The following is a 22253-nucleotide window of genomic DNA, read 5'->3' on the forward strand; positions in this document are numbered from 1 at the left end:
TTTAGAGGGAATAGGGAATAGTAAAAAATAACAGATAATTACCAATGCCCAATGCCCTTTCTACCTTTCTACAGGAATATTCGATGCCTCTAGCTTCAATTGTTGAGCGGGATAATCAGTCAGAGCAAGTGATATTTTCTTGACATCATCAAGTAAAGCTGTAGGAATACTCACTGTACCTGAAAATACTGGTCCATTTACAGGCAATTCTGTTGGTAAACCCTCTGTACTTGCACTCAGGGTTCGTCCTTTGTCATCGGTAACATCTAAAAAACTATACAAGAAGCGCACAGAATCCTTACCTTTGTTCTGCATTTTCACTTTCAGTAGTAAATCACCGCCAGAGTAGCGAGCAGATTGCACAGTCATTGTTACACCCTGACTTTGGGCTGTAACCGGAAAACCTGGTTGGGGCTTTTCTTCAACTACTTCTGGAGGTTTTTCCTCTGGCTTCTGCTTGCTGCTATTGGTTTCTTCATCATCTTCTTCTGGCTTTTCCGATTTAGCGGCTTTGGTCTTGCCCTCAATTCGCGCCTTGACAATTTTTAGAATCTCTTCCTCTTTTAATAGGATCAGCCCTCCCTGTTGAGAGTTATTTGCCTTATTGCTGGCAAATTTGGTTGTAGGACGCCCATCTGGTGTAGTCACGCCTTTAAGTGCTGAACTCCCCAGTTCAAAGCCCAAAAACGCGCTTACAGAACCTGCTCCCATCATCAGAATTAACAAAATCAAAGTAAGAAGTACAGTAGAATTTATTTTCATCGCTGACAAGCTATCACAATAGAATGCTGGTCTATTTAAGAATGGTGAAGCTTTTGACCTCAATCCTTAAAGGAACTCAATCAATATTAGTTTGCACTATATCTATGATCAAATTATGTAGTATAAAAATCTAGTAAACTATTGTCCAGTATTCACACGTGGTAAATTTATGCTATATTCATGGAATTGGCTAAACTCAGTGCGTGATGTATTTTTCTCACTCTAAAATTAGTAAATTAAGTTGACTTAAGAATTAATGTAATTAACTTGTAGCAACCTACAACCTTACAAAACAAGCGCCTTTGGCCGATTGGGGAGGCAACGAACTCATAATTCGTCTTCAGGCTGGTTCGATTCCAGCAGGGCGCACTGAATCATCAAAAACTACTAATAGAAGGGCATTGGGATTAGAGGAGAGGTGATAGGGAATAATTTGTACCCTATTCCCTTGTTGACTCCCCACTCCCCAATTTTACCGAGATGGTAAAGTTTCAAATCGGAATTCAGTTCCGACTTTAAGTTTGTTGCTATAGCGAGGAGACATCATTAGCGATGTGTCATAAGGATTTGGTAAATCAGGAGTACGAATATAAGGATCTTTGCCAACTTGCTGAGTCAGGGCATCATGATATAAAGTATTAACCAACTCGGCATCGCGAGCAATTTCATTTTCTGGGAAGGAACCACCGAAACCAAAACCAGATCCGAGAAATGAGTCTAGCTGACGCTTGAGGCTGCCATTTTCGTAGAAATTGCGATCGTGACGAAAATAAGCTCGTTCAAATACATCATTCGTAGTTTCAGTATTGGGTGTTGCCGTTTGAGCAGATGCAATAGAGGGAAAAGCAATACCAGCAGTAAGCAGTACCAATAAACCGCCAAAGGTTTTAAATTTTATACGCACGTTTTTGACTCCTCAACTTTTGCTTTGGGCGAATCTTAATTTATGCTGAAATTCAGAACTCTGATGAGTTCAACCTTTGGTGTAGCACAACTTTTAATGTTTTGTAATGACGTATCCTACTGAAACTCTTACCCACTCAGATATTTGGGCAACCACTTCTGAGTTAACCACTTTGCGCCATAAGCTACTAGATTTATTTTGCCAACTTGCTTATCAAGAGGGTGATTTTCTCCTCTCTTCTGGGCTGCGTAGTTCTTATTACGTTAATAAAACACAGGTAACACTTCATCCTCAAGGCGCTTTAGCAGTCGGACGATTAGTATTCCCTTTATTACCTGTAGATACACAGGCTGTAGGTGGTTTAACAATGGGGGCTGACCCAATTGTGACAGCAGTGAGCATAGTTTCAGTTTATGAAAACTGCCCGATACCAGCGCTGATTATTCGCAAGGAAGCCAAGGGTTATGGAACAAGAGCTTATATAGAAGGTCCCAGTTTACCAGAGGGCGCAAAAGTAGTAGTTTTGGAAGATGTAGTAACAACTGGGCAATCTGCTCTAAAAGCAGTTGAGCGTCTTAAAGATGCAGGTTATACCGTAAATCAAGTAATTTCACTGGTAGATAGGCAACAAGGGGGAAGTGAGTTGTACCAGTCAGCAGGGTTGAAGTTTGAAACTTTGTTTTCGATTCGGGAAGTTCAAGAACGCTACCGACAACTTGCGAATTCATGAATAAAAGGAGATAAACATGCAAGCAATAGTATCCACAGAACTAACACAAGAAAAAGTCGATAAAGCTGTGAGTGCAATTCTTGAAGTACTAGGAAAGCCAGAAAATGATTTACACCACAAAGCGCTAACAGCTTTTCAGAGTGGCGATCATCAAACTGTAAAGAGACTGGCATCTACCAACCTGAGTGATAATTATTGCAAAGCTTTGGGATACCTGGGAGGAGCGCTGAAACTGACTCCAAACACCGATACTATTTTGGCAGAATCGGCTCGTAGTGCAGCTGAATTTGTGAAAGAAAAAGCATTGCAGCACCTTGGTATTAAGATTGCTGATGCTTTGAATTAACCAATGCAATGAGCTTGCGCGATCGCTCTAAACAAATCAAAAAAACCCTCCTGAAAAATTTTCAAGAGGGTTTGTGTAAATACCTATTGTGGTCGTCGCAACAAGACAAAAAAAGAGCGAAAACTTGATCAACGGCAGATTGCTGAGGCATTAGGAATTGATGTCTTAACAGCTCATAATTGGGGAAAAAAGCTGTGATGGGGTCAAAATGTTTGTGCAGGTTGCTAAACTTTATGAACTGTTTAATTGCCAGCCTTCAGACCTTTACGAAGGTGAGCATATGTACTATCAAAGTTTTGACGGTATTTCAGGCATCGACTGCAATTAAACAAAGAAATGCTGCATTCAACCCCAAATTTTTGGACTATAAAATAAGCGATCGCATCCTCAATAGTAGGAAACTAAGTTGAAATTGATTGTTTTTATGTAGTACAAACGTTCACTTTTAAAGGGCTACTCCTATACCCTTTAAAAAAGCTAAAGCTAAATTTAGTAATAAGACTAGTCCAGCTCGACAGAAATAAACCTACCATTCAAAACAGCCAGAAAGCCCAAAATTAAAACCTTTTGACTTTTGACTTTTGACTTTTGACTTCCGCCTTGCGGTACTAGTCCAGCAATTTCAGGAATTGACTCAATGCTTGAATGGATAACTAATACTATCAACTATTTTGGCTATTGGGGAATCGCCCTACTAATGTTTTTAGAAAACCTTTTTCCTCCCATTCCTTCAGAATTGATTATGCCACTGGCTGGATTTACAGCAAGTCCATATCAACCAGGAGGGGCAAAGCTGAATATCATTGGTGTGTTTTTCGCAGGACTTTTGGGTTCTGTATTGGGCGCACTTATTTGGTACTATCCGGGTAAGTTTTTGGGTGAAATCCGTTTGAAAGCTTGGGCTGACAAGTATGGCAAATGGCTGGCGATATCCAGTAAAGACATCACCAAGGCCAAAGAGTGGTTTGACCGACAAGGTAGAACAGCAGTATTAATTGGTCGTGTTGTGCCAGGAATCCGCACCTTGATTTCTGTTCCTGCAGGTATTGGCAATATGCCTTTGTTACCATTTTTGTTTTACACAACCTTAGGTAGCGCTGCTTGGGTGGGTTTGTTAACATACTCAGGATACATATTGGGTAGTCAGTATGAACTTGTGGACAAGTACCTAGCTCCTGTATCTAAAATCGTACTTGGCGGTTTGGTTCTAGCATTTGTTTTCTGGATATTCAAGCGCCAGTTAAGACGCACTAGAAGATAAAACACGGACGCTTTTGGTTTGAAAACAGTGAAAGCAGGGGTTACATCTGGCCAAAATTCGCCTACACTATGCCAAATAATACTAGATGTACGTTGGCAAAACCTACCAGAGGTATCGCCGGAATTAATTTTTGGCGTATTTCTAGCTACACTTGACGCAACCTAGAATTTCTGGTTGCTCGCATTTTTGTAAGATGAGCATGACAACTTTTTACAGTTAAGTTTGAACTAGGAGCTTTCATGACAGACCAACCTTCCGCCGCTACCCCCATCAATGCCGCTGCTATACCCATGAATAGGCAGCCGTTAGCATCGACTCCCATAAATGCTGTTAATAATAATCCTCCTGCCGGTATCAAGACAGGTGGTGTTCCAGGGAAAACCATTCTCAGTGTTGATTTAGGCAGAACTTCCACAAAAACTTGTGTGAGTCGTGAACCAGGCAGTGTGGTGTTCGTACCTGCCAACGTCAAGCAAATGTCGATAGAACAAGTACGCGGTGGTGTTTTTGAAGCCAGAGCTACTGACCCCTTAATGGATTTGTGGCTGGAGTATCAAGGAAATGGATATGCTGTTGGTCAACTGGCAGCCGATTTTGGGGCGAATTTAGGAGTTGGACAATCTAAGGTAGAAGCTGCATTGGTAAAAGTTTTAGCAAGTGCTGGCTACTTCAAACTCAGAGATGATATCTCAGTCGTACTGGGTCTGCCTTTTCTTTCCTTAGAGCAATTTGAAAAGGAAAAAGCACAGCTAATTAGCCAAGTCGGTGGCCCTCATGTGTTGAACTTCCGAGGCGAATCTGTGTCGCTGAACGTCAGTAAGGTATGGGTAATGCCAGAAGGCTACGGCAGCTTGCTGTGGTCTGAAGCTCAACCTAAGAAAAACCCTGGCAGTCCCGATTTTACAAAAATATCGGTGGCGATCGTCGATATTGGACATCAAACTGTCGATCTTTTGATGGTAGATAACTTCCGTTTTGCCAGAGGTGCTTCTAAGAGCGAAGACTTCGGGATGAATAAGTTTTATGAATTGGTGTCTGCCGAAATTGAGGGAGCAGATAGTCAATCTCTAGCGCTGATTTCTGCTGTGAACAAACCCAGAGGCGAACGCTTTTATCGTCCTAAAGGCGCTAGCAAGCCCACCAACCTAGACGATTTTCTTCCCAACCTCACAGAGATGTTTTCGCGCGAAATCTGTAGCCGTGTGCTAGCCTGGTTGCCAGAACGCGTCACCGATGTGATTCTGACTGGCGGGGGTGGTGAGTTTTTCTGGGACGACATTCAACGTCTACTCAAAGAAGCAAAGATTAATGCTCATTTAGCAGCACCTTCCCGACAGGCGAATGCTTTGGGGCAGTATATTTATGGAGAGGCACAATTATCCTCCAATCGCGCTGCTAGGGCATAAAGCTGATGTTCCAATGGTCAAAAAAGGTAGTTAAATCCGTCACGTTCAACCCAGAGCTTGCTGATGAAAGCTTGTTAGCGCAAGTAGAAAGTTATTTGGAAAAACAACCAGACAAGACTTTCAGCGACCTCTGTAAAGAAGCCTTGTGGCAATCTTTATGTGTACCGGAACCTGTACAACCTGCTCCACAAACAGCAGTAACAACACCCATCGATCAACAAATCGGTGAACTGCAACGTCAAGTGGCTGGACTTGAGGAACGTTTTTTTGCCAAGGGATCTAATCGTTTGGAGGCGATGGAACATCATCTACTGCAACTTTCTCAACAAGTTGCACAACTGGCGCTCATAGTCAATGATCGATCATTCATTCCGTCTCCAACTCAATTAGAAGTAGTAAATAATACTTCTTATACTGTTGCTACCCCTCCTCAAGAGGTTGACCCCGTAATCAGTCGCCTTAGTCAGTTTCTCGATGATTTTTAAGGAAAAATCAGGTTTATGAGCAGTTTTTGCTCATGTTAACAATCCTTAATAGTTAATACTATTAAGGATTATTAATATTTATATATATTTTGTACATATACAATACTTGGATTTGGCAACGAGCGATCTGCTACCTTTTTTCTTCAAAGACGTTACGCGAATGGGAAGCCGCTTTGCGTTAATGCATTTGCGCGGCTAATCAAGTTATGTAAAACGAGCGATCGCACATCAATTTTTAGTGTGCGCTGAAAGTGGGATAAAGTATTATTTACTGAACTCCACTAAATAAGATTGATTGCGTAATTTTTCAATATAATAGGCAGTTTTTCCTTGCTTAAGCTTGTGAAAAACTTTTCATATTCTCACAACTGCTACACTAGTGATGTAAAACCTAAAACAAGTAATAATCAGATAATTAGCGGTATATCCAGCAAACCTAAGTCAGGTGATTCCTACAAAAAAAACTATGAAAGCTGAAGCAGAAAACCATTTCAGGCTGACTTGTGAAGTAGAAACTACCCTAAAAGTGATTGGCGGACGCTGGAAAGTTTTGATTATTAGAGAATTAATGGCAGGCGTCAAACGCTTTGGTGAGTTGCAACGAGCTTTACCTGGAGTTACGCAAAAGATGCTAACCCAGCAACTCAGAGAAATGGAGGAAGACGGCATTATTCATCGAGAAGTTTATCCTCAAATCCCACCCAAGGTAGAATATTCACTAACGCCTTTAGGAGAAACTTTGCAACCAATTCTCTATGCTATGCACGAATGGGCTGTGCAACATTTAGCTCGAACAAATCACCATTAATATTGAGTATAGATAATAATTAATAATTAACTACCTGCTAATTGTAGCTAGCAGATTTCTCCAAATTAGGAATTACAAATTATTTTATTCATTGCTTCTTAAATATTCAATCGCTGCCTCTAATTTGGAAGGGTAACTTTCAGCAAATCTTTCAAACCAAAGTCCTTCAGACGAAAGTGGATCGATTTTGGCTAACCATTCTTTCGCCTGCACTTTTAAAGCTTCTAGTTGTTTGACTTTGAGTTGTTCTTGTCGAATTCGTTCCTGTTCTACTTCTTGCTCTCTTTTTAACTCAATAGCAGCATCTGCTTCGGCAAAATCAGCCTTAACTTCTGCCAAAAGCTTATCTATGAAAGATGCTGATTTTGGCGATGATGAAATAAACGATTTGGCTACAACTGATTTTGACTGCTGCTGTTGTGGTTGTATTTCTTTGCATTCAGTTTGGAGTTCAGCTAATAGCTTATCAATGGAATCCATTTTTGCAATTCCTTATAAATAGTATAGTTAGTCATTAATGGCATTGAGTAGCACTTCCGATAGACTCAAATCTTCCATATCTTCCATAGTAATGGTGTCACAGATATCAAATTTAGCACCAGCACTTTGGAGTTCATCATCTAAGACTTTGAGAAAGCGGGTAGCTTGTTGATCTGTGCCAACTTGAATAAAAGAAATAGCTAATTCCTCATCTCGATCAATGCGACGAGAAGCTTCAATAATCACCTTCATGACTGCTTTGCGATCGTCCGGCTCACCATCGGTAACTACTAAAATTGTTTCACCATTTGGCTTGGTTTGACCAGCTGCTTTGCGTTGAAGGTAATCATCAGTTGCATGTTTTAACACACTTGCCAAGTCAGTTGTACCAGAGGGATCGTTCTCTCTAAAAATTTGTGATACCTTGCTGGATGTGACATTTTCGTATCGCTTGAATTTACCAGAAAATACATAGATAGTAATACCATCTGGGTCAAATTGCTCACACTTACTAGCTAAAGCTAAAGTAGATTCTTGGGCTGCAACCCATCTAGTTCTACCACCCTTTTGATCTTGGGTTGCCATACTACCGCTTTTGTCGATAATCAATGTATAATCACGATTTTCTAGCATTATTCAATTCTCCAATTAAGAATTAACAGTTACTGGACTATAGGCGAGCGACAAACATATTAGTCAGTTATTGCGTTCGTCAATACATCTACAAGACTCATGTCTTCTAAGTCGTCTAAAGTGACGGTATCGCAAATATCAAATTTAGCACCAACACTTTGTAACTGGTCATCCAAAGCTTTGAGGAACTTAGTTGCTTGGGCATCTGAACCTACTTGAATGATTGAAATTCCTAATTCTTCATCACGTTCCATCTGGCGAGTAGCATGAATGATGACTTCAAACACAGCCTTGCGATCATCTGGTTCACCATCGGTGATGACTAAAATTGTCTCTCCGTTTGGCTTAGTTTTACCGGCTGCTTTGCGTTGAAAATAGTTATTAAGGGCATCCTGGAGTACACCTGCTAAGTTTGTTGTGCCAGAAGGGTCATTTTCGAGAAATATCTGGGCGACTTTGGCTGAGGTGACATCATCGTAGCGTTTAAATCTCCCAGAAAACACGTAAACGGTGATGCCATCAGGGTCAAACTGTTCAGCCTTTCTGGCCAAAGCCAGAGTAGACTCTTGGGCGATTTCCCATCTACTTCTACCACCCACTTGGTCGGGTGTAGACATACTACCGCTTTTGTCAATGATTAAGGTATAGTCGCGATCGCTCATCATAATCTTCCTCTGATTGTTACCCTGATGGTTATAGTCTAATCTACGAATTTGACCATACGGCAAGCATTTTAAGGTTTTGTATCAATTATGCTACTCAAAAAAGCCGCGCCACAGTTGATGAATGCGTTGGCGTAGCCCGCTGCTAGCATTGCCTAACCAAACCTAATCTCTTTATTTCCCTAGAGAACAAAATCTTCCCAGCCCCAATCCCCTGTTGTATCAATATTTAGTCTGGGAATAATAAATTATACTCACGCTGACACACACGGAGCTAAACAAAAGTTATTTAGCTCAATTTTAAAGATAAATTCGGGTATGAACCATCCTAAATTTTTAAATAAGCCCGTGCCAAAACAAAACACACAGCAGCAAAACTTTTCTTTGGCATTTCTGTATCAGACAATCAACGGTATATCTGACCCAATTTTTGTCAAAGACCGTCAATATCGCTGGGTATTACTTAACGATACTTACTGTGATTTCGTCGGTCATAGCCGAGAAGAATTAATTGGCAAGTCAGATTATGATTTTTTTCCCCAAGCAGAAGCTGATGTGTTTCGGGAAAAAGATGAACTGGTTTTCACCACAAATATTACTAATGAGATCCTGAATATTTTTACTGATGCTCAGGGTATAACCCATTTCATGTCTACAAAAAGGTCTTGCTTTGAGGATGAGACTGGTAATAAATTTCTGGTAGGTAGTATTCGTGACATCATTTTACATAAAGAAGTCGAGATTGCGGTTGTGACTGGCAGAGGTACTGATATTACCAATCTGATGGAAACCTTAGAAGAACTGCGTCAACAAAACGAAGAATTAGCGATCGCTCGTGAAACGGCTCAATTAGAGCATCAGCGTTACCAGGATTTGTTTAATCTCGCCCCAGATGCTTACTTAGTTACTGATTTAGCCGGCATCATCAAAGAGGCTAACTATGTAGCCGCAGCTTTACTATCTGTGAAACAAAAATTTCTGGTAGGTAAACCATTTATCCTGTTTATCGCTGAATCTGACCGCCAAACCTTCATAAACCAACTGGCAAATTTGCAGCAGGTACAGGATTGGCAAGTCTATCTACAGCCACGAAGAGGTACAGCCTTTACGGCTCGGATCAGGATGGTTGCAATGTATACACAGGGTCAGCAGGTCGGCTGGCGTTGGTTACTTGACGACATCAGCGAACAGCAAGCTGCACTGCGCGACCGCCAGCAAGCAGAGAAAAACCTACACCGCATGAATGCTGTACTCCAAGCTCAACAAGAAGCTTCCATCGACGCAATTCTGATTATTGATGAAAATCGTACAGTTACATCATTCAATCAGAAATTCTCCCAGTTATGGCAAATTCCTGCTGCAATCCTCGAAACACGCGACGATCGCCAACTTCTGGCATGGGTACTAGACAAACTAGTAAATCCAGAGGAATTTCTAGCTAAGGTGAAATATCTTTATCAGCATCCAGAGGAAAGCAGCCGGGATGAAATTTTCCTCAAGTCTGGAAAGATTTTTGAGCGCTATTCTGCACCCGTGCGTAAGCAGCAAGGGGCTTGTAGTGAGACATCACTTTTAGGAGACTATTACGGTAGAATTTGGTATTTTCGCGACATTAGCGAACATAAACAAGCAGATACAGAACTCAGGGCTTCAAAGCAAAGACTAGCGTTGCTGATTGAACAAACACCTTTAGCCATTATTGAATGGAATACCAACTTTCAGGTTCAGACATGGAATCGGGCAGCAGAAAGAATCTTTGGCTATACCACAGAGGAAATGCTGGGAAATTATTTTGAGATCATAGTACCTAAAAACGCCAGAAAGCACGTAAATGAGATTATCACCGCGCTATTAACACAACAAGGAGGGAGTTTTAGTGTTAATGAGAACGTCACTAAAGATGGTAGGACGATAATCGGTGAGTGGTATAACAACCCGTTAGTGGCTGCTGATGGCCAGGTGCTTGGTGTTGCCTCAATGGTGTTAGACATCACAGAACGCAAACGAGCTGAAGAGGAACAGCAAAAATTTGTCGCCTTGATTGAAAATAGTAGCGACTTTATTGGTATTGCTTCAATGAAAGGACAAATTCTCTATGTGAACCCTGCCGGACTCAAGATGGTGGGACTTAATAGCCTGGAAGTAGCCAAAACCAAATCCTTGGTTGATTTTTATTCCCCAGAAGCTTTTGCAGAGTTGATAGAGCAAATTACTCCTTTGATATTTCAACATGGTTTCTGGCAAGGCGAGTTTCGCTATAAGCATTTTCAAACAGGTATAGAAATTCCCACTGATTGCAGCCTGTTTATGGTTAAACATCCTGAAACAGGAGAGCCTTTTTGTCGGGTAGCTATTGTTAGGGACATTACAGAACGTAAACAAGCCAAGGAAGCCTTGCTAAAGTCGGAAGCGCAACTACGACAACAAGCCCAAGAACTTAAAGTTGCACTCCGCGAACTTCAACACACCCAGACTCACTTAATTCAAACAGAAAAGATGTCCAGTTTGGGTCAACTAGTTGCAGGAGTGGCACACGAAATCAACAACCCAGTTAATTTTATCTATGGCAACCTCAGCCCTGCCAAAGAATACACTCAAGATTTACTTTCACTTTTGCAGCTTTACCAAAGTCATTATCCTAAACCTGTGCCAGAAATTCAGGATTTTGCAGACCAAATCGAACTAGACTTTTTGAAATCAGATTTGCCACAAATAATCAATTCAATGAAAGTTGGGGCAGACCGTATTCGCGAGATTGTACTTTCCCTGCGAACGTTTTCGCGCTTAGATGAAGCCGAAATGAAAGCTGTTGATATCCATCAGGGAATCGACAGTACTTTGATGATTTTGCAAAACCGCCTTAAGGGTAATGACCACCACCCGACAATTGAAATAATCAAAGAATACGGCAAGCTACCGCTGGTTGAATGTTACGCAGGGCAGCTAAATCAAGTATTTATGAACATTTTGTCAAATGCGATCGATGCCTTGGAAGAGTCATTCATCTGGGAAAATGCCGGAAACACAGAGCAAAGAACTTCCCCACAAATTTGCATTCGCACCCAACTACAACAGCCAAATCAGGTAACAATTAGGATTACCGACAATGGGTTGGGAATACCAGAAGATGTTAAAAAACAACTATTTGATCCCTTCTTTACCACCAAACCCATCGGTCAAGGTACAGGAATGGGTCTTGCCATTAGCTACCAAATTATTACAGAAAGACACGGCGGTTCCTTAGAATGTTTTTCGCAGCTAGGACAAGGCGCTGAGTTTGTGATTAAGATTCCCCTGATCCAGGATACATCAACATAATTCGTAATTGATAATACTCGCCTCTGGCCAGAAGCAAGCTACGTAATTCGTAATTTTGAAAGTTTGATCCCGTGAGTAAAAAAAAGTATTTCTGCTGCCAACAACTACTATCAGAAGGAAAGTAGTAATTACGAATTATAAATTAGTAATTAACGCGATGTGCAACTTTTTTTCTTCTTATGGGATGAACATCTTGTCCGTCCTTTCTGGGCAGGCAAGATGCCTACCCTACAATGGAATCAAGGTTTAACAAAATTAAGTTGCACACGGCGTTAATTATCTAAATGCCTCCACTTCTTCAGGAACCTTCATTTGGTCGAGTATTCCCCAAATTTCCTGTAACATCGGCTCTAACCCGGTGCGAGTAACTGCTGAAATCACAAAAATCGGCGCGTACGAGAGATGATTAAGTTGGGTGGCTAACGCCTCCAAATCGACAGTTTCCCGATCAACTGCATCAATTTTATTCAGCGCCAAAATTTGCGGACGTTCTGCTAAACCCCGTCCATAAGCTTGTAATTCTTCCTTAATTGTGTTGTAGTCTCTAACCACATCATCACTAGTAGCATCAATTAAGTGAAGTAGCACCCGCGTGCGCTCGATATGGCGTAAGAAATCATGTCCCAGCCCTGCCCCGTGAGCTGCTCCCTCAATTAGTCCGGGAATGTCGGCGAAAACAGTACCATCGCCAGTAGGTTTTTGCACTACACCTAAATTTGGAATCAGAGTAGTAAAAGGGTAATCTGCGATTTTTGGACGTGCAGCTGATAAAGATGAAATTAAAGTGGATTTACCAGCATTTGGTAAGCCAATAATCCCCACTTCTGCCAAAAGTTTTAACTCCAGACGCAGCTGTTTTATTTCCCCTGGTAATCCTGGGAGGGCATATTCTGGGGCACGGTTACGGTTACTCAAGAAATGCTGATTTCCCAGTCCGCCTTTACCACCTTGGGCAATCAGCAAAGTCTGCTGAGGTTCAATTAAATCTCCTAGCAGTTCGCCAGTTTCAGCATCATAAATGGTTGTACCGCAAGGAACTTCGATAATTAAATCCTTTCCTGCTGCCCCAGTGCAGTTATTTGGCCCGCCACGAGTACCCTTTTGTGCCTGAAACCGATGGTTATATCTGAAGTCCAACAAAGTTTGTAGGTTTTCTTCGGCAACGAAAAATACCGAACCACCTCGTCCCCCATTACCACCAGAGGGACCACCAGTCGGCACGTATTTCTCTCGCCGGAAAGCGACAATACCATCGCCGCCCTTACCAGCTTCAACTTCAATTTTTGCTTGATCGATAAATTGCATCTTTCTAGAGTCCTGTTAGCGGATAGCTGGCGTTGAGCCAGTGCTGAGTTATAGACAAGTTATAAATTATAAGTTTTATAGCAAAATGCTGTTAGCGGAAGCGGGGCGTTTAACCCGTGCTGAGTAAAACCCAGTTTTATTATGGCTTTGAGCGATCAATACTGTCCTAACCTATGTGACTACGGCTATAAAATTTTATTCCTCACTATTTACTTGTAACTCATACTCTTTACTCCTCTGCCCCTTTTGCTCAAGATATGGGAATATATAAAGAAAGTTGTAGCTAATCGCCTACGTAGAGGTTTAAAGTGGATACCATTGCAATTCCTGCTCTGAATCGGCCAGTGGATGCCACGGTAGAAATTCCCGGCTCTAAAAGTCTTACCAATCGAGCGTTGCTTGTCGCGGCGTTAGCGCAAGGTGACTCAATTTTAGAAAATGCTTTATTTAGTGAAGACAGCGAGTATTTTGCCAAATGTATAGAGCAATTGGGCATTCCTATTACTTTGAATCCTCAGTTGGCACAAATTCAAGTGGCGGGCAAAGGAGGCGACATTCCAGCTAAACAGGCAGATTTATTTGTGGGTTTGGCAGGTACAGCAGCACGGTTTATTTCGGCGCTGGTGGCATTGGGGAATGGCGAATATCGCCTAGATGGGGTTCCCCGGATGCGAGAACGACCGATGGGCGACTTGTTGACGGTGCTGCAAACGGGTGGAGCAACCGTTAACTTTGAGGGAAACTCCGGGTTTATGCCCTACACCGTCTATAGTCAGGGATTCGCTGGCGGAAATTTTCGGTTGAAAGCTAACCAAACAAGTCAGCAACTTTCGGCGTTGCTGATGATTGCGCCTTATGCTCAACAAGACACAATTATTGAGGTTGAAGGTACGTTGGTTTCTCAGTCTTACGTCAAAATGACTTGTCGTCTGATGGCAGACTTTGGCGTGGAGGTGATTCAAATCGGCGATAATCAGTTTCAGATTAAAGCAGGTCAACGTTACCAAGCTCGACATTACACAGTAGAACCTGATGCGTCAAATGCTTCTTACTTTTTTGCCGCCGCCGCCGTCACGGGTGGACGGGTGCGGGTAAAACATTTGACTAAACAATCTTGTCAAGGTGATATTCTGTGGCTGAATGTTTTAGAACAGATGGGTTGCCAAATTAAGGATTCGGATGAATATACCGAAGTGACGGGGCCGAAGCAATTGCAAGGCATCGACATTGATATGAATGATATATCGGATCTAGTGCAAACATTAGGAGCGATCGCCCCCTTTGCCAGTTCCCCAATTACTATTCGTAACGTGGAACATATTCGATATAAAGAAACCGACCGAATTAAAGCTGTTGTCACAGAGTTGCGTCGGCTAGGTGTTGAGGTTGAAGAGTTTGCAGATAGACTAAAAATTGAGCCTGGCCCCATTACCCCGACAGCAATTGAAACCTATCACGATCATCGAATGGCAATGGCTTTTGCTGTCACTGGCTTGAAGGTTCCAGGGATTGTAATTAAAGATCCTGGTTGTACAGCAAAGACTTTTCCAGATTACTTTACCCGATTCTTTCAAATGTTAGAACAATAAGAGCTATTTTCGCCAAACTTACTTTTTCAGTGCCAGAGTTAAGCCATCTGCGATCGCTATTAAACTAAGACTAACTCGCTGGTCTTGATGCAGCTTTTGATTAAAGGCACGAATTCTTTTAGTTCTATTATCTTGCACCTGGGGATCAGCAACCCTACCTGACCAGAGAACATTATCGATCGCAATCAATCCCCCCGGACGCACTAATTGCAGCGATCGCTCATAATAGCGATCATAGTTACTCTTATCTGCATCAATGAAGGCAAAATCAAAAGTTTCTGCTTCTTTTGTTGCCAGTAGCCGATCCAATGTCTGCAAAGCTGGGGCAATGTACAGTTGAATTTTATCTGCCACTCCTGCTTGCTGCCAATAGCGCCGAGCGATCGTTGTAAATTCCTCACTAATATCACAGGCTACCACTTTACCGTCTCTCGGTAATGCTAATGCCACCACTAGGGAACTATAACCTGTAAATACCCCAATTTCCAAAGTTTTCTTAGCTCCTAACAATTGCACCAGTAACGCCAAAAATTGCCCTTGTTCGGGAGCAATCTGCATTCTCCCTATCGGATACTGGGCTGTTTCCTGTCTCAGTTGGGTTAAAATTTCCGGTTCTCGGAGAGAGACTGACAGTAAATAATCGTGGAGGTTTTGTTTGAGTCCTAATGTTTTTGTTGTCATGGGCATTGGGCATTGGGCATGGAGAATAGGGGACGAGTCTTTTTTACTCGTGGACGAGTCTTTGATACTCATGAATGAGTCTTTTTTACTCGTGGATGAGTCTTTGATACTCGTGAATGAGTCTTTTTTACTCGTAGACAAGTCTTTGATACTCGTGGACGAGTCTTTTTTACTTGTGAATGAGTCTTTGATACTCGTGAATGATTTTTTAAAAGTCAAAATTATATTTAAATGCAACTCAGTATGATAAACAAAGCGATCGCTGAGGATATTTTAAATCATGCCAAATATTAAAGAAGATGATAACGCCTTGCGTGAGGTGTTAATCCAAGCCAAAACCATCGCTGTTGTAGGTCACTCTGATAAACGCGAACGCACTAGTTATCAAATCGCCCAATTCTTGCGGCAAACAGGCTATACAGTCTATGCCGTCAACCCCCTAATTAAAGAAATTGACGGTCAATCCAGTTATGCTGCACTCCAGGAATTACCCGAACCCGTGGATATTGTTAACGTGTTTCGCCGTTCTGAGTACTTGCCAGAAATTGTAGATGAAGCAATTTCTATCAATGCGAAAACTGTATGGACACAACTGGGTATCTGGCATCAACCATCAGCACAAAAAGCTATAGATGCAGGACTAAATGTGGTTATGGATGCTTGTATTAAAATTGAATATCTGCGGCTAAGAGTAGGTTCAACCGGGGATATCTAGTGGGAGTACCCATAATTATGCGTACAAATAACTCGTAATTATTATGCAAAAAGCGATGTCTACGACGGGCTGCGCCTACGCACAAACATTTTATGTGTAGAGATATTGCATACTAAGTGTTTGTTTGAGTTACTTGCTTAAACCCTTTTAGAATAAAAAATATTGTAGGTAATTTCATTGCTAAAGTTATTTTTATTGTGGGAGGTTATGATGAGCCGTCCAATAATTCTTGGTATTGTCGGCGACAGCGCGGCTGGTAAAACAACACTAACGCGAGGAATTGCTCAGGTACTGGGCCCAGAAAATGTCACGCTCATTTGTACAGATGATTATCACCGTTATGATCGCCAACAACGTGCAGAAATTGGCATCACTGCCCTTCACCCCGACTGCAATCACTTAGATATTATGCAGCAACATCTGTCGTTGCTACGCACAGGACAACCAATTCTTAAGCCAGTCTACAGCCATAAAACCGGCACATTCGAGCCACCACAGTATATCAAGCCGAATAAATTCGTGATTATCGAAGGATTACTCGGTTATTCTACTCGTGCTGCTCGTGACTCTTATGATGTTAAAGTCTACCTTGCGCCTCCTGAAGAATTACGTGCTAACTGGAAAGTCAAGCGAGATACGCAAAAGCGTGGCTATACACCGGAACAAGTGCTAGCGGAACTAGAAAAGCGCGAACCAGACTCAGCACAGTTTATCCGTCCGCAACGGCAATGGTCTGATATAGTAATCAGTTTCTACCCACCCATTGATGAAGCTGATGAAACCAATGGACACCTGAATGTCCGACTGGTACTTCGTCCGACAATTCCTCACCCAGATTTCACTACAATTACTACTTCTGGCTGGAATTCCGAGTCAGCCATCCGTCTGGGACTAGACAGGGATATGAGTAAACCTGTGGATGTCTTAGAAGTTGATGGCCATGCCACCTTAGAACAGGTAAATAAGCTAGAGCATATTATTTGTTCTGATATGCCTCATTTACGAAACATTTGTGATCGCGAAAGTAATCCAGAACTGGGTAAAATTGCTGGTACAACTGGAGAAACACTCCAGAGTTATCCTCTGGCTTTGACTCAGTTGATCATTACCTACCACATGCTCAAAGCAACGCAAATTTATCAGTAATTGATATAGAGACTGTGCCGAATTTGTTGGATAATGACGGGCTTTTAGTTTTGGTTTGAGAAATTGTGATTGCTTTAGAAAATGCCACATCAGCGCTAAATCAGACAATTCTCGCGGTGGTCGAGTTGTAGTCAACAGCCAAGGTAGCCTATAACTCCTAAATATGTGTCTCTAAATAAGATGCATACATGGTTCACACATATGATAAAAATTACAAATTTCAGCAGTGCCGGTAAATTGACCGCTTTTTTGTTCCTGATAACTCTCTTCCTCACACCTTGTGTAATTGTAAATGCAGGAGAACGTGGTGTATTAATGAAATTTGGCGAAGTACAAAACCAGATATTAGGAGAAGGACTTCACTTAATTATTCCTGTAGTCAATACTGTGAAAAAGTTGAGTATTAGAGTCCAAAAGGAGGAAATTTCTGCTGAGGCTTCTTCCAAAGATTTACAAAATGTTTTCGCAGATGTAGCTCTTAATTGGCATATTATTCCCCAGGAAGCAAATGCCATCTTTCAGGAAGTTGGAGATGAACAAAATGTAGTTGTTCGGATTATTAATCCAGCAGTTGAAGAAGTACTAAAAGCAGTAATGGCAAAGTATACTGCCGAAGAAATTATTACTAAACGAGGAGAAGTCAAAAGTGGAGTAGATGATGCATTGTCCACACGACTGGGTAACTATCACGTTGCAGTTGATGATATTTCTTTAGTTCATGTGCATTTTTCAGAACAATTTGGTGAGGCGGTGGAGGCGAAGCAGATTGCTGAACAAGAAGCAAAACGAGCAGAGTTTATTGCACTGAAAGCAACAAAAGAGGCTGAGGCAAAAGTTAATTTAGCCAAAGGAGAAGCTGAGGCACACAGATTATTACGTGATGGTTTAACTCCAGAAATTTTGCAAAGGCAAACAATAGAAAAATGGAATGGTAAGTTGCCATTAATTGTAAGTAAGGAACCTCCAAAATTGTTGAATTTAAGTGAATTTTTAAAATTTGACGAAAATTGATTTTCTTGCTAAATGATTTGCTCTCCATCCAGAGACTTAGAACCCAGATTGCTTGAATAAGTCAGTTTTTTTGTTCGTAATATTATGTCCGGCTAATTAGTTATAATTTCCTTTCTCTATGCAGAAAGCCCAAAAACCCCTCCCCTGTACATTTGAAGCTCCTCTACCAATAACTGCGGTCTTAATGATAAGTCTTTAACCGGACATGATAGAACTCCTTCACCTATTGCTATATCTGCTATATATACATAGTATGGGTGCTAAGAAATAGTTCAGTAAATTTGTAGACAGATAAAACAAAACCATGTGCTTTTTAGCAAACTATCAAGTTTTGAAATATCCTTGCTCCTTGCTGGCTGTCTCATTTATTCTGACTCCTGAATTCTGACCCTTGTAGAAAGGTATAAGCTAAATTAACTGTTGGAGAATAAAATAGGAGAATCAAGAATCTTCAACTGGATCAACAGCATAATCAATAGGGTATAAACTGTCGAAGAAATTAAACCTGTGAACAATTCTCTTTTGAGGTTATGCTCTTGAGGCTCTTTTTGAAAAATGTCCTTAGAACCGAATTGCATCAAGAGAATTCCCACAATATTAGAGAGCCAGTATCCGATAATTGAACAAGGTAGAAGCAATTTTGGGGAAAGCAAACTACATGCATACCCAAAACCATAAGCTATGGGCAAATTGAATAATAAGTCATTCCACCAACATAATGGTGATAATAAATATCCTAGTACTAGAAAAAATCCACCTCTGAGTTTTTTGAAAATGTCTTTTTTAAAGTCTACTGGAGTAGACTCTTGTAATTGCTCTAGTGCTGTGTCTCTTGTTACATTCGACTTTTGACTAACGTTTTGGACGCTTTCCATAAAAAACACTATTTCTATCGTCTTAGTGTAGTTTAATATATAAACTAAATTAACGTCTAGTACACGAGTGATGATATTTTGGCTTTTTAATGCTGAAAGTTTTACCACTAGATAGTCTCAGCAAAATTGTAAAAAGCAAAATTGAGTTTAAATCAGCTGCAACTTCACGATATCTGAATTTCTGCTAGAGACACATCAGTTAGTTCGCTTTTTGCAGAATCTAGGTTTTTTCTTGAATATCTAAGTGAGATATAACAATTTATACACAATTAAGACAATCAACCCTATTTATTTTGTTAAATAAGTTTCAAAATAAATATATATCTTCCTAAATCATAGCACACGATGAGTTCCAACACCGATAATGCAATAGCCTGAGCCTTATTAGGTTGGGATAAATGTTGAGTTGCAAAGTTTTTATATTTTTGGATATTGCAGAGGCAAAAATTTGAACTAATAATAGCTACAATAAAAGTGGTGAGGTATCTTAATCAAAAAATGACAGATTTAACTCCAAACAGTACCTTTTTAATAGTAGGAATTGTTTTTATAACGATTGCTATCATCGGGCAATCTAAATTAGCTTTTATTGAAATAAATCCTGGTTGTTTTGGGAGGATTTTGGCTTTAATTATTGGTATTTCGAGCCTATTATATGCTTTAGGACTACTCAATTTATCAACAGTAAACCTGGATTTATTAAGAACTTCTCTGACAGAACAAATAAAACAGACTATAAGTTCAATTAATGACCTTTTGCAAGGTTCATAATAGATTATAAATAAACTTTTTTATCTGCATATTACAGCAATTTTCAGGAAAATAGACCACAGTGGTTGAACCAACTGAAGGCATTATCTTCGGTAATGTAATTGACTAGAATTTAGATTAAGCAAGAAGAAACGACCCAGCAGTACTGAGTTGATAAAACACATCCTTCAAAAATGAAAATCTTTGAGATTAAGCAGATTTTGCTTTCTGTTTCTGGGACTTTGTTGTACTTTGTTTTGACTATTGGATAGCGAATTCTACGTTGTCGTGGTAGCCCTGCTTTCCAGCTTGGGGATTTTCCGCGAGGTTTGGGCGATCGCGCAGGAGTACTAATTGCCGTTAAAATTCCTCCCAGAGCCTAAGCCACCCTTCCAGGGTTAATTTTTGTCTATTGACTTCTGCCTTGGCGCTAGTCTCTCCTTTTGGGAGAAGGTAGGGGATTGTCAGTAACAATATCACCTGCCAACTACAACTCCCAAGTAATCATCGGCATCAAATTACTCCACCGCTCACACTGTCAACACATGCTTTCTGGAGTTAATGATCGCCTGCATGATAGTCTAAACTCCAGTTATTTAACGTTATTAGATTGCGATCGCTCTTAAGGATCTCTAAGAAGTTTTAGATATGTGATTTTAATTACGCAAGTTGCTTGAACATCAATCGAATCATCGCAACATAAATAAATGCTTCAGCTGTCTCAAGTTGTGATCAGTAATATAGAACCCCTGGCTAAGGAAAGTTTGAGCCAAGGGTAGTTGATCGTTAGATACTCAAGACATCTATTAATTATGTAGCTACCAACTCAGAATCGATTTCCGACGGCGCACTATCTTGGACTAGCGATCGCGTTTCGCCGTTGCGCTGGAGGATACCGCCAATCATTGCCAATAAGGCGTTTACCTTGCGAGTTCGCCACATATCTACAAGTTTTTCTACCTTAGTCGCAGACATCCGTCGCATCATCGCTTCGTAGAGATAAGCAGCATGTCCAGTTTCATCTTGGGCAATACTTAGCATTCCTAACTTCAAATTCCGAGCGGTTGGCTCATTATCAGGTAATACTTTCGCCATTCGCGCAAAGTCTTTACTTGCATCTAACTCCAGAATGTATGTGCTAGCCATAAACACATCCCAATCAATCACAGCTGGTTTTAGCTGTTCTTGGGTGTAGCCTTCAAAGAATGCTGCGAAAAAGGGACTACGCTGTTGTGATTTTTTTGTAGATGTAGTTTGGGGTTGATGCTTGAAATCTATAACTTGTTTATTTAGCTGTTGTAAGGCGTGGGCAAAAATTTTACCATGTCTAGTTTCATCTGATGCATGTTTTGCTAGTTTTTCGGCTAGCCATGTATCGCCTTCAGCAGCTGCGCGCTCGCTAAGTGCAGATAAAAACGACACAGAGCCAGATTCCGCCAACTGAAACCCCGCAAGGATGTTGGGGCGGGTTTTCAAATCACGAATTTGAGCAGCAGAGTAATAGGCAAAGACACCTGAACCAGCTAGATGCAAAAGGTTAGTCAAGAAGTTCATCAGGAATTACCGCTGACAATTGGAAGGTTACAATTCTTATACTAATCCGCATTTTTATTCGGTTGTCGCCAGAGGGTTTTACCATTGGGGATTTGGAATTGCCTACAGTTAACAAATATATCTTTTGATTTTGCTAATATCATCCCACAGAGGTAATGCAAGGAAGTTTGGATGGAGAAATTAACTAAACCAGTGCGATTTTGGCTTTGTACAACTATCATGATTTTGGGTTTGGTAGGCTGCGATCGCTTTATCGGTAATTCTGGAGAACCTGTTGAGCGAGTCAGTGATGGTGATACTTTAGTAGTTAAAGATACCAATGGTAAAAATTTTACCGTGCGCTTTGCTTGTGTGGATGCGCCAGAGATAGCTCATACTAATAAAGAAAAGCAGAGTAAACGCATTAGCGATCACAATCAATTTACTTGGGGTGTGAAAGCACGAGAACGGGTGCAACAACTGCTGCAACAAGGAGGCGATCGCGTGACTTTGAATATTACAGATAGCGATCGCTATGGGCGTAAAATTGCCGAAGTCCGTTTAAAAAATGGCACTTTTATACAACAGGTATTGTTGCAAGAAGGTTTAGCAAAAGTGTATCGTCCCTATTTAAACAAGTGTCCTAGTAAAAACTTAGTTCAACAAGCCGAAACTGAGGCGAAGGCACAACGGCTCGGCGTTTGGAGCGATACTAAATTTGTAAATCCTTGGGAATATCGCAGCCTATATAAAAAGTAAAAACTCTAGCTGTTTCTAATTGAATGCACAACATTTTTTAGCATTGCATACTTGCGGTATGATTTAGCAACTTCCAAAATTCCCCCCCTGCTTC

Annotated in this window: 23 protein-coding genes and 1 tRNA gene; 15 read left to right on the forward strand and 9 right to left on the reverse strand. The window is 41.0% G+C overall.

What is annotated here, in order from left to right; translation table 11 throughout:
- Nucleotides 1–60: 60 nt before the first annotated feature.
- Complete coding sequence (locus V7K56_RS04980) at nt 61–762, reverse strand: hypothetical protein (protein WP_334908187.1); 702 nt, start codon at nt 760–762, stop codon at nt 61–63.
- A gap of 296 nt (nt 763–1058) precedes the next feature.
- Between V7K56_RS04980 and V7K56_RS04985 the strand changes: the two genes are divergently transcribed.
- Nucleotides 1059–1131: transfer RNA gene (locus tag V7K56_RS04985), tRNA-Ile, on the forward strand.
- Nucleotides 1132–1234: 103 nt separating this feature from the next.
- Here the strand turns inward: V7K56_RS04985 and V7K56_RS04990 are convergent.
- Nucleotides 1235–1666, reverse strand: coding sequence for a hypothetical protein (locus V7K56_RS04990; RefSeq protein ID WP_334908189.1), 432 nt, complete (start codon nt 1664–1666; stop codon nt 1235–1237).
- Between the two features lie 106 nt (nt 1667–1772).
- On the opposite strand from V7K56_RS04990, the gene pyrE reads away from it, so the two are divergent.
- From pyrE to V7K56_RS05020, 6 genes are all read left to right on the forward strand, one after another.
- The gene (gene pyrE / locus V7K56_RS04995) at nt 1773–2396 is read left to right on the forward strand and encodes an orotate phosphoribosyltransferase (RefSeq protein WP_334908191.1); all 624 of its coding nucleotides are present in this window, start codon (nt 1773–1775) and stop codon (nt 2394–2396) included.
- A 16-nt stretch (nt 2397–2412) separates the two neighbouring features.
- A complete protein-coding gene (locus V7K56_RS05000) occupies nt 2413–2742 on the forward strand; it encodes a hypothetical protein (RefSeq protein ID WP_334908193.1) in 330 nt (109 codons plus the stop codon).
- A 637-nt stretch (nt 2743–3379) separates the two neighbouring features.
- The gene (locus V7K56_RS05005) at nt 3380–4003 is read left to right on the forward strand and encodes a DedA family protein (RefSeq protein WP_334908195.1); all 624 of its coding nucleotides are present in this window, start codon (nt 3380–3382) and stop codon (nt 4001–4003) included.
- Between the two features lie 239 nt (nt 4004–4242).
- Nucleotides 4243–5409 (forward strand): ParM/StbA family protein, encoded by a 1167-nt coding sequence (locus tag V7K56_RS05010; protein ID WP_334908197.1) that lies wholly within the window; start codon nt 4243–4245, stop codon nt 5407–5409.
- Nucleotides 5410–5414: 5 nt separating this feature from the next.
- Complete coding sequence (locus V7K56_RS05015) at nt 5415–5894, forward strand: plasmid segregation centromere-binding protein ParR (RefSeq protein WP_094347280.1); 480 nt, start codon at nt 5415–5417, stop codon at nt 5892–5894.
- A gap of 466 nt (nt 5895–6360) precedes the next feature.
- A complete protein-coding gene (locus tag V7K56_RS05020; RefSeq protein ID WP_334908199.1) occupies nt 6361–6702 on the forward strand; it encodes a winged helix-turn-helix transcriptional regulator in 342 nt (113 codons plus the stop codon).
- An 84-nt stretch (nt 6703–6786) separates the two neighbouring features.
- Here the strand turns inward: V7K56_RS05020 and V7K56_RS05025 are convergent, their stop codons facing one another.
- The 3 genes from V7K56_RS05025 to V7K56_RS05035 are packed head-to-tail and all read right to left on the reverse strand — an operon-like array spanning nt 6787 to nt 8480.
- On the reverse strand, nt 6787–7182 hold the full coding sequence (locus tag V7K56_RS05025) for a salt stress protein, Slr1339 family (protein WP_334908201.1): 396 nt from the start codon (nt 7180–7182) through the stop codon (nt 6787–6789).
- Between the two features lie 27 nt (nt 7183–7209).
- A complete protein-coding gene (locus V7K56_RS05030; RefSeq protein WP_334908203.1) occupies nt 7210–7815 on the reverse strand; it encodes a vWA domain-containing protein in 606 nt (201 codons plus the stop codon).
- A gap of 59 nt (nt 7816–7874) precedes the next feature.
- A complete protein-coding gene (locus tag V7K56_RS05035; protein ID WP_334908204.1) occupies nt 7875–8480 on the reverse strand; it encodes a vWA domain-containing protein in 606 nt (201 codons plus the stop codon).
- Between the two features lie 315 nt (nt 8481–8795).
- Between V7K56_RS05035 and V7K56_RS05040 the strand changes: the two genes are divergently transcribed.
- On the forward strand, nt 8796–11795 hold the full coding sequence (locus tag V7K56_RS05040) for a PAS domain-containing sensor histidine kinase (protein ID WP_334908206.1): 3000 nt from the start codon (nt 8796–8798) through the stop codon (nt 11793–11795).
- 276 nt (nt 11796–12071) lie between these two features.
- Here V7K56_RS05040 and obgE read toward each other — a convergent pair whose 3' ends face one another.
- Nucleotides 12072–13100, reverse strand: coding sequence for a GTPase ObgE (gene obgE, locus V7K56_RS05045; protein ID WP_334908208.1), 1029 nt, complete (start codon nt 13098–13100; stop codon nt 12072–12074).
- A gap of 308 nt (nt 13101–13408) precedes the next feature.
- Between obgE and aroA the strand changes: the two genes are divergently transcribed.
- Nucleotides 13409–14689: a 3-phosphoshikimate 1-carboxyvinyltransferase gene (gene aroA, locus V7K56_RS05050; protein WP_334908210.1), complete on the forward strand. Its 1281-nt coding sequence runs from the start codon at nt 13409–13411 to the stop codon at nt 14687–14689.
- Between the two features lie 18 nt (nt 14690–14707).
- On the opposite strand, the gene V7K56_RS05055 is transcribed toward aroA, so the two are convergent.
- Entirely contained in the window at nt 14708–15370 is a 663-nt protein-coding gene (locus V7K56_RS05055) for a class I SAM-dependent methyltransferase (RefSeq protein ID WP_334908361.1), read from the reverse strand.
- A gap of 280 nt (nt 15371–15650) precedes the next feature.
- On the opposite strand from V7K56_RS05055, the gene V7K56_RS05060 reads away from it, so the two are divergent.
- The 3 genes from V7K56_RS05060 to V7K56_RS05070 all read left to right on the forward strand — a co-directional run bounded on the left by V7K56_RS05060 (nt 15651) and on the right by V7K56_RS05070 (nt 18242).
- Nucleotides 15651–16085 (forward strand): CoA-binding protein, encoded by a 435-nt coding sequence (locus V7K56_RS05060; protein ID WP_334908212.1) that lies wholly within the window; start codon nt 15651–15653, stop codon nt 16083–16085.
- Between the two features lie 210 nt (nt 16086–16295).
- Complete coding sequence (locus V7K56_RS05065) at nt 16296–17231, forward strand: phosphoribulokinase (RefSeq protein ID WP_334908363.1); 936 nt, start codon at nt 16296–16298, stop codon at nt 17229–17231.
- Nucleotides 17232–17432: 201 nt separating this feature from the next.
- Nucleotides 17433–18242, forward strand: coding sequence for a prohibitin family protein (locus tag V7K56_RS05070; protein ID WP_334908365.1), 810 nt, complete (start codon nt 17433–17435; stop codon nt 18240–18242).
- A gap of 413 nt (nt 18243–18655) precedes the next feature.
- Here V7K56_RS05070 and V7K56_RS05075 read toward each other — a convergent pair whose 3' ends face one another.
- Entirely contained in the window at nt 18656–19117 is a 462-nt protein-coding gene (locus tag V7K56_RS05075) for a hypothetical protein (RefSeq protein WP_334908367.1), read from the reverse strand.
- 498 nt (nt 19118–19615) lie between these two features.
- Here V7K56_RS05075 and V7K56_RS05080 point away from each other — a divergent pair, with 498 nt between their 5' ends.
- Together V7K56_RS05080 and V7K56_RS05085 are read left to right on the forward strand one after the other, a co-directional pair.
- Nucleotides 19616–19888: a hypothetical protein gene (locus V7K56_RS05080; protein ID WP_334908214.1), complete on the forward strand. Its 273-nt coding sequence runs from the start codon at nt 19616–19618 to the stop codon at nt 19886–19888.
- Nucleotides 19889–20328: 440 nt separating this feature from the next.
- Nucleotides 20329–20493, forward strand: coding sequence for a hypothetical protein (locus tag V7K56_RS05085; RefSeq protein WP_334908216.1), 165 nt, complete (start codon nt 20329–20331; stop codon nt 20491–20493).
- 184 nt (nt 20494–20677) lie between these two features.
- Here the strand turns inward: V7K56_RS05085 and V7K56_RS05090 are convergent, their stop codons facing one another.
- Nucleotides 20678–21421, reverse strand: coding sequence for a ferritin-like domain-containing protein (locus tag V7K56_RS05090; RefSeq protein ID WP_334908218.1), 744 nt, complete (start codon nt 21419–21421; stop codon nt 20678–20680).
- A gap of 171 nt (nt 21422–21592) precedes the next feature.
- Here V7K56_RS05090 and V7K56_RS05095 point away from each other — a divergent pair, with 171 nt between their 5' ends.
- Nucleotides 21593–22159 (forward strand): thermonuclease family protein, encoded by a 567-nt coding sequence (locus V7K56_RS05095; RefSeq protein ID WP_334908220.1) that lies wholly within the window; start codon nt 21593–21595, stop codon nt 22157–22159.
- Nucleotides 22160–22253: the final 94 nt, after the last annotated feature.

Origin of the sequence: Nostoc sp. (assembly GCF_036917535.1) — a bacterium.
In the GTDB taxonomy this organism is placed as follows: Bacteria; Cyanobacteriota; Cyanobacteriia; order Cyanobacteriales; family Nostocaceae; genus Nostoc.

What these genes read in the sequence shown, in the direction of transcription:
- V7K56_RS04980 (WP_334908187.1), bottom strand. Translation starts at nt 762, where the DNA reads ATGAAAATAAATTCTACTGTACTTCTTACTTTGATTTTGTTAATTCTG.
- pyrE (WP_334908191.1), top strand. Translation starts at nt 1,773, where the DNA reads ATGACGTATCCTACTGAAACTCTTACCCACTCAGATATTTGGGCAACC.
- V7K56_RS05000 (WP_334908193.1), top strand. Translation starts at nt 2,413, where the DNA reads ATGCAAGCAATAGTATCCACAGAACTAACACAAGAAAAAGTCGATAAA.
- V7K56_RS05005 (WP_334908195.1), top strand. Translation starts at nt 3,380, where the DNA reads ATGCTTGAATGGATAACTAATACTATCAACTATTTTGGCTATTGGGGA.
- V7K56_RS05010 (WP_334908197.1), top strand. Translation starts at nt 4,243, where the DNA reads ATGACAGACCAACCTTCCGCCGCTACCCCCATCAATGCCGCTGCTATA.
- V7K56_RS05015 (WP_094347280.1), top strand. Translation starts at nt 5,415, where the DNA reads ATGTTCCAATGGTCAAAAAAGGTAGTTAAATCCGTCACGTTCAACCCA.
- V7K56_RS05020 (WP_334908199.1), top strand. Translation starts at nt 6,361, where the DNA reads ATGAAAGCTGAAGCAGAAAACCATTTCAGGCTGACTTGTGAAGTAGAA.
- V7K56_RS05025 (WP_334908201.1), bottom strand. Translation starts at nt 7,182, where the DNA reads ATGGATTCCATTGATAAGCTATTAGCTGAACTCCAAACTGAATGCAAA.
- V7K56_RS05030 (WP_334908203.1), bottom strand. Translation starts at nt 7,815, where the DNA reads ATGCTAGAAAATCGTGATTATACATTGATTATCGACAAAAGCGGTAGT.
- V7K56_RS05035 (WP_334908204.1), bottom strand. Translation starts at nt 8,480, where the DNA reads ATGATGAGCGATCGCGACTATACCTTAATCATTGACAAAAGCGGTAGT.
- V7K56_RS05040 (WP_334908206.1), top strand. Translation starts at nt 8,796, where the DNA reads ATGAACCATCCTAAATTTTTAAATAAGCCCGTGCCAAAACAAAACACA.
- obgE (WP_334908208.1), bottom strand. Translation starts at nt 13,100, where the DNA reads ATGCAATTTATCGATCAAGCAAAAATTGAAGTTGAAGCTGGTAAGGGC.
- V7K56_RS05055 (WP_334908361.1), bottom strand. Translation starts at nt 15,370, where the DNA reads ATGACAACAAAAACATTAGGACTCAAACAAAACCTCCACGATTATTTA.
- V7K56_RS05060 (WP_334908212.1), top strand. Translation starts at nt 15,651, where the DNA reads ATGCCAAATATTAAAGAAGATGATAACGCCTTGCGTGAGGTGTTAATC.
- V7K56_RS05065 (WP_334908363.1), top strand. Translation starts at nt 16,296, where the DNA reads ATGAGCCGTCCAATAATTCTTGGTATTGTCGGCGACAGCGCGGCTGGT.
- V7K56_RS05070 (WP_334908365.1), top strand. Translation starts at nt 17,433, where the DNA reads ATGATAAAAATTACAAATTTCAGCAGTGCCGGTAAATTGACCGCTTTT.
- V7K56_RS05075 (WP_334908367.1), bottom strand. Translation starts at nt 19,117, where the DNA reads ATGGAAAGCGTCCAAAACGTTAGTCAAAAGTCGAATGTAACAAGAGAC.
- V7K56_RS05080 (WP_334908214.1), top strand. Translation starts at nt 19,616, where the DNA reads ATGACAGATTTAACTCCAAACAGTACCTTTTTAATAGTAGGAATTGTT.
- V7K56_RS05090 (WP_334908218.1), bottom strand. Translation starts at nt 21,421, where the DNA reads ATGAACTTCTTGACTAACCTTTTGCATCTAGCTGGTTCAGGTGTCTTT.
- V7K56_RS05095 (WP_334908220.1), top strand. Translation starts at nt 21,593, where the DNA reads ATGGAGAAATTAACTAAACCAGTGCGATTTTGGCTTTGTACAACTATC.